This window comes from Janthinobacterium sp. FT14W (assembly GCF_009208755.1).
Classification (GTDB): domain Bacteria; phylum Pseudomonadota; class Gammaproteobacteria; order Burkholderiales; family Burkholderiaceae_D; genus Janthinobacterium; species Janthinobacterium violaceinigrum.
In genome coordinates this window covers 1-5,594 of sequence record NZ_WFLL01000057.1, presented here as the reverse complement: position 1 = coordinate 5,594, position 5,594 = coordinate 1, and the positions used below count along the sequence as shown (strand labels likewise).

5 protein-coding genes and 1 pseudogene are annotated in these 5,594 nt (G+C 49.0%); 5 read left to right on the top strand and 1 reads right to left on the bottom strand.

The window, feature by feature from the left end; genetic code table 11:
- The first annotated feature begins 75 nt into the window (after nucleotides 1–75).
- Nucleotides 76–555: a tetratricopeptide repeat protein gene (locus tag GCN74_RS25265; RefSeq protein ID WP_193317254.1), complete on the top strand. Its 480-nt coding sequence runs from the start codon at nucleotides 76–78 to the stop codon at nucleotides 553–555.
- Nucleotides 556–800: 245 nt separating this feature from the next.
- Here the strand turns inward: GCN74_RS25265 and GCN74_RS25260 are convergent, their stop codons facing one another.
- Nucleotides 801–1,730: a transposase gene (locus tag GCN74_RS25260; protein WP_226939211.1), complete on the bottom strand. Its 930-nt coding sequence runs from the start codon at nucleotides 1,728–1,730 to the stop codon at nucleotides 801–803.
- 196 nt (nucleotides 1,731–1,926) lie between these two features.
- Here GCN74_RS25260 and GCN74_RS25255 point away from each other — a divergent pair, with 196 nt between their 5' ends.
- The 4 genes and pseudogenes from GCN74_RS25255 to GCN74_RS25240 all read left to right on the top strand — a co-directional run.
- Complete coding sequence (locus tag GCN74_RS25255; protein ID WP_152259214.1) at nucleotides 1,927–2,463, top strand: hypothetical protein; 537 nt, start codon at nucleotides 1,927–1,929, stop codon at nucleotides 2,461–2,463.
- Nucleotides 2,463–3,056 carry a group-specific protein gene (locus GCN74_RS25250; RefSeq protein ID WP_152259213.1) on the top strand — a complete coding sequence of 198 codons (594 nt, stop codon included), beginning with the start codon at nucleotides 2,463–2,465 and terminating at the stop codon, nucleotides 3,054–3,056. The genes GCN74_RS25255 and GCN74_RS25250 overlap by 1 nt, the downstream gene beginning before the upstream one ends.
- Before the next feature lie 240 nt (nucleotides 3,057–3,296).
- Entirely contained in the window at nucleotides 3,297–4,052 is a 756-nt protein-coding gene (locus tag GCN74_RS25245) for a DUF4291 domain-containing protein (RefSeq protein WP_226939210.1), read from the top strand.
- A gap of 975 nt (nucleotides 4,053–5,027) precedes the next feature.
- A pseudogene (locus tag GCN74_RS25240) lies at nucleotides 5,028–5,594 on the top strand (IS3 family transposase); the annotation flags it as partial.

Genomic DNA, 5,594 nt, shown 5'->3' with positions numbered 1-5,594 from the left:
ATAAGTAACGTGATCGCTGTTCTGTAAAAATGATGGAATGTTTTCGAAAATATGCGAAAAATTGGAATGTTAAAAATGAATGAATTGAAGCCGGATCTTTCACCTTTTTGCATGAGGGCAAGAGGGTTTATTTCGCAAGGAAGGATCGACGACGCACTGGGGATGTATGATGATGTCCTACAAGTTGATTCGACTAATGCTATGGCATACGCTGATCGTGGAACAGCGTATGCGATGTTGAAAAAATTTGATCTTGCGCTTATTGATCTGGAACGGGCAATAGCGCTTGGGTATGTTGATGCATCTACGTATGGTACTGTCGCGACTATTTACTTTGAATTAAAAAGGTATGAAGATTCGCTTGATAATTTCGCTAAAGCTATTGAGCTAGATTCAAATTATTTATTGGCCTATTATAATAGATCAAATGTTTTCCATGAGTTGGGTGAAATTAAATCCGCGATTGCCGATCTTAAAAAATGTCTTGTGCTTAATCCCGACGAAGGTACTAGGAAACTTATCATCCGCCGGTTAGACTCTATAAGAGTGAAATAGAATAAGCGCGGCAGCAGTGGTTGGGTTTTCTCTGTTTGGAAGTAAGCTGGGATTCGAATTTGAAACCAATCTAAATCGTACATCCAATGGTTCATCTGTCTCTCTTTCTTCATTTTAAGTAGTGGGAGGCGGGGTCAGGTCCGCCATTCGCAGGGGCCGGGGTCACGGGAGCCGGGGTCACACGGGAGCCGGGGTCAGGTCCGCCATTCGGGAGCCGGGGTCAGGTCCGCCATTCGTACACGATCTCAGCTTTGGCCATCCGCGGAAACTTGAGCTTTGCTAAATGCCGATACGGCCCGGCTGACTGTCCTGCTCGAGACGTGAAAAGCGGCAGCGATGTGGGACATGGTAAAGGCGGTTGAGAGATAGGCGCGTGCCATTGCCTCGTCCCTGTTTCTATAGAGGACTTTATATTGCGCTAGTGATAGCGCGACAGCGCGGCGTTGCTGCCTTGGCGTATCTCTGAATACTGTGGAGCGCTGCGATTGCTGATGTGCCGAAACGAAGGTTTCATCGCCAAGAAGAATCTGGTGGCAGATGCGTGCGAGCGGACTGGCCTCACCCGTCCCGGCCGCGATAAACCGGCAATAAGCAGGGACCGCCTCGTCGCGCGTAGCGCCAAACTGGCTTAAGAGCCAGTCACGCGCCAACCAGCACGGAGCTGGCGCGTCATCCAAAAAGTAGCGATGACTGCTCCAGGGCCAGGCATCTGGTGACACGACCATGTGCGCCCGGACTGGATTCAGTACGATGTAGCGGGCCAATTCCAACAGGTAGTTTTCTTTCTGCACCAAGATAGCTTTGTAGCGACCTTGCAATACGTGCCCTACAAGCTTGTGGTGCCGATTAAAATGCTGGGTATATAAGCCGTTCAGTTGGCGCATGCCCTGCGACAGATTTGCCTCGACCGTTTCAACGAGCAGATGATAATGATTGTCCATTTGACAGAAGCTATGCACGACAAAATGGTGCCGCTCGCATACCAGGGCTAACACTTTTTGCCAAGCAAGGCGATCGGCATCGTCTAGGTAAATAGCACCACGCCGGTCGCCGCGCGAAGTAACGTGGTAGAGAGTACCGGCGAATTCAAGTCGAAGTGGTCGCGTCATGCGGTAGACGGTACCTGAGCTATATGCCTTGGTACTGAGATTGCGCAAAGGTTTGAATGTCGGCATGGCTGAGGTCGTGTCGTAATGGCGGACCTGACCCCGTATACGAAATGATAGAGCCGGAGCTACTTCCGCCAAAATCATGTTGGCGCTTGCTACGGGGGGCATAGCCAAGCCGGCAGCAAAATTTTTGGTGAACGAGCTCGCTGTCTTTGGAAGTAACCCCCTAGCGTATTGCACGGTGAATAGTGTAGCGTGTTTGGTGGCAGCGGATGTTGTCGCCACAACCACTGCGGGAGTGCCGACATCGGTGCAGCCGTTGGCAAGTTTCAGCGGGGCCACTGTAGCAGAGGTTAAAGCATTACGTGTTGGTGTAAATAGCCTAGATGCAGCCGCTGAAATGGCAGCTTCGGGTAATTCTGTGACAGTTTTCCGTGTGCAGGGCGGTACGCCACCGTTGGCCAGTCGCAACATCATTACGATAGATGTTAATGGAAGTCCGGTTATTCAGAACACGACACTTAATATCAGTATTGGAAATACGTCACATGCCGCACATTTTCAGACATTACGTCCCGGGAGTACCGTGACATCGTTCGAAATACCAAACTGGATGGATGATTTTATCCAGGAGAGTGCAATTCCTCAATTGGGTTATAGAAGCAATCCTTTAAATCAAGGTGGTCTGGTTCCGAAAATTGTTGACCCAACAACTCCGGGGCGCTCTTACGAGCTACCATCGCTTTGGGGGAAATGGTTAGAAGAAAATGCAGTTCCAGGAACAGGTAAGGTAAAGTAATGAAAAATCTCGAAAAAATTTTAGGGGTGGCTACGCCTGAATTGCTTGATTCGCAATATGTGGTTGCTGTCGTACGTCACAAAGGAGTAGTTAGGTGGCTATTGTTAGAGCCTGAAAGTTTAATACTTGATTGGATAAAACAGCGCGATGAATTTATTGCGGCAGGTTATCAGTTCCCTGATCTGAACGTGATAGCCGCGCAGAGGGGGGGCATCGTGGTACTGGATCAAGATACAGTCGACGATTTTTTGCGTGCACCTGAAGTTCATGAATTGAGCCTTGATTTTTTGCGGAAGGCTCTCTTGGAGCGGTTTCAGAGTGCGCACTCGTGGTGGGATGTGGCCTTTTTGTTTCCCATTGCCTTTGTTGATTTTGATAGAAAAAGTTTTGCTGGTTTTTATCAAAATGGCCCGTGTTTGGAGCGGTATGTTCCTGATGGATGGGACGGTGAGTTTACCGACTTCGCAAATACTTACCCAGAAGAGGTATTTCCAACTACGGATAAATTTTGGATCGTGGATGGACAGGATTTGTTGCGGGAATTAAACGAACGTGGTCGTACAGTTGATGTCACCCGTATCAAAGTTGACTAAAACAATTTTCCTTTGAAAGTGATAGGGATAATTTTAACATTTAATATACGACCTAAGCCTTTGCTAGCCTTGTATAGGAAGTTGCATTTTCTTAAATGAAAATATGCCTTCACTGATACCCCTGCTTGTTGTCTGGGAGGAAGTAATGTCGGTATTGTATCGGTGTTAGATAGATGGATCCGTGTCATTGTCTTCCGTCCAGAAGCTCTGTAAGGTGTGAGACTTATATGTACAACCATCTTGCCACAAGCTAATGAGGCGATCGGCACGGTCTTTCAATCGAAGACCGAGGGGTTCAACAGAGACAGGCCAGGCTGTGATCAGGATTCCGGCGGTTTTATCAACGCCATTTTTAAATGTGCCGGGTTTAGTCCCAGCATCAATGGGACAAAAATGCAAGACCATAATCATGCTACGTCAGTGACCCCCCAGCGCCAAATTAGGGCCTCTTACGATAAGGCAACCATTCGTGTATATCAGGCCTTTTCTGATGTGATTGCCGATGCTGCTCTGGAGAAGGGCACATTCACTTCCCCGCCATTCAAGATGGAGCGCATGACCTGGATTAAGCCATCTTTTTTGTGGATGATGTATCGCGCCGGGTGGGGTTTCAAAGACGCGGGACAGAAACGTATTCTGGCGATTGATATCAGCAGGGCAGGATTTGAATGGGCGTTGGAGCATGGTTGCCTGAGCCACGCTGATGAATCCATGAGCAAGGAAGAATGGACTGCGAAGAAGGAAACATCTCCTGTCCGTATTCAATGGGACCCGGAACGAGACCTACTGCTGCGGCCGCAACCGTACAGAGCCATCCAGATCGGTCTTGGTAATGAGGCCGTTGAAATGTACGTCCATAAATGGATAGTCAGGATAGTGGATGTTACGCCACTTGCCCACTCTATCCATGCCTTGCTCACTCAGGAAAAATTTGAGGAGGCAATGCGCATGTTGCCAGAAGAGAGGGTGTACTTGTCAGCATTTCATTCATCCTGAGCAATGAGGCCGGGATCACGGGCCGGGAGCAGGTCAGCCATTCGTACACGAGCTCAGCCTCGGCCGTCTCGATCTGCAGCAAGTTGCGCTTTATTAAATGTAGATACGGCACGACTGACTGTCCTGCTCGAGACGTGAAACGAGGCGGCGATGTGGGACATGGTAAAAGCGGTTGACAGATAAGCGCGTGCCATTGCCTTGTCTCCGTCGCAATAGCGCGCTTGATATTGCGCTAATGACAGCGTGACAGCTCGGCGCTGCGGTCTTGACGTATCATTAAAGAATCGGAACGCTGCAATTGCTAATGTGCTGAAATGAAGGCGTTCTCGCCCAGAAGAATCTGAAGACAGGTGCGAGCAAGCGGACTGGTGTCTTCCATCCCGGTGCGACAAACCGGCAGTAGCGGATTTTGCAGGTGAGGGTATTTTTGAGGGTATCGGCAACTGAATGGTTTGGAAAGCGCTGAAAAATCAAACGCTTAGCCACCTCGTTGACCATCGAATGGGAATTATTTAGATCAAGCTCTGTTGAATTTTCACCGATGTTACAGTCTGTGAGACTTTCTGAGTCGCACTAATTCTGGTGAGAAATGTGAGCAGTCGATGTCTGAAATGGAAATGCTGAAAAATTGTTAAAATATCTCTGTTGTTTCACTTGTTTTATCCTCATATGGTTGTGGTACTTTGGGTAAAACTTGGGGCAAACTTGGGGCAAACTTGGGGCAATGGAAGATGATGTCAGATCACTTTAGCGCAAAAGATACCGGAAGTTACCTGTTTTTGCCCGCCGCTGTCGTAGGCTATGGTGATCTATGGTGATCTATGGTTACTTTGTTTCTAATTCGAAACTTGCACTTCCCACCAAGAATTCGTTTGATATCAAAGGCTTACACTGATCTAGTGTAGGCCTTTTTTGTTTGGTATGACCCATCCTGGAATAAGTTGACACTTTTTCGCTACAGAGAAGGAGTGTCCGATGGAACAAGGGTTTCGACGCAGTCAGCGAGATTACAGCCTGGCTTTTAAATTGAGCGTTGTCGAGCAGGTTGAAAAAGGCGAGCTGACGTACAAGCAGGCGCAAACGCGCTACGGAATACAAGGTCGGTCGACAGTTTTGGTATGGTGTCGTAAACACGGCCTGCAGGATTGGACGCATCCCAGGGGCCGAAGCCAACGGAGGGCGACCATGACAGACACACCAGCCAAGCCACTGACGCCAGAGCAGCGTATCAAGGAGTTGGAACGTCAACTCAAGGAAGAAAAACAGAAATCTGCGCTGTTCGAAGCGGTCATCGACGTCATGCGTGACGAGTATGGGATCGTGGTAAAAAAGCCTTTGGGCAGGTCATCTCGCGCAAGCAAGTCCAAGGATTAAGCGTTGAGAGGGCCTGCCGCTGCATCGGCATCAGCCGCCAAGCATATTACCAGCGCCATCAGCGCGAACGGCAATGTCAGGTCCGGACACAAGCGGTCATCAAACTGGTGCAATCGATACGTTTGCGCCAGCCTCGCGTGGGGACGCGCAAGTTGCACAGCATGCTAG

Excerpts from the sequence above, each read along its gene's own strand:
- GCN74_RS25265 (WP_193317254.1), top strand. The coding sequence starts at position 76 with ATGAATGAATTGAAGCCGGATCTTTCACCTTTTTGCATGAGGGCAAGA.
- GCN74_RS25260 (WP_226939211.1), bottom strand. The coding sequence starts at position 1,730 with ATGCCGACATTCAAACCTTTGCGCAATCTCAGTACCAAGGCATATAGC.
- GCN74_RS25250 (WP_152259213.1), top strand. The coding sequence starts at position 2,463 with ATGAAAAATCTCGAAAAAATTTTAGGGGTGGCTACGCCTGAATTGCTT.